Here is a 240-nt window from a genome sequence, read left to right as displayed (position 1 = left end):
CTGGGCCAGGGCATCAATGTCATGCTGCAACGCCTGGACGGCGGCGTGCAGCGCCTGTCGCAGTTCTCCGACGACCTGGCCCACGAGTTGCGCTCGCCCATCAGCAACCTGATGGGCAAGGCCCAGGTGACCCTGTCCCGGGAACGCCCGCCAGAGGAGTACAAGGCGGTGCTGGAGGCCAGTATCGAAGAGCTGGAGCGGGTCACGCGGATCGTCGCCGACATGCTGTTCCTGGCCCAG

1 protein-coding gene is annotated in these 240 nt (G+C 66.7%); it reads left to right on the top strand.

Going from position 1 to position 240, the window contains the following annotated elements; all coding sequences use genetic code 11:
- Window positions 1–240: histidine kinase dimerization/phospho-acceptor domain-containing protein (locus F6S12_RS33515; RefSeq protein WP_315870082.1), on the top strand; the 240-nt coding region annotated here is incomplete at both ends.

The organism is Pseudomonas sp. JV245A, assembly GCF_032424515.1.
Taxonomy (GTDB): Bacteria; Pseudomonadota; Gammaproteobacteria; order Pseudomonadales; family Pseudomonadaceae; genus Aquipseudomonas; species Aquipseudomonas protegens.
The sequence above is the reverse complement of the archived record's forward strand: the minus strand, read 5'-3'. Positions and strand labels throughout refer to the sequence as shown.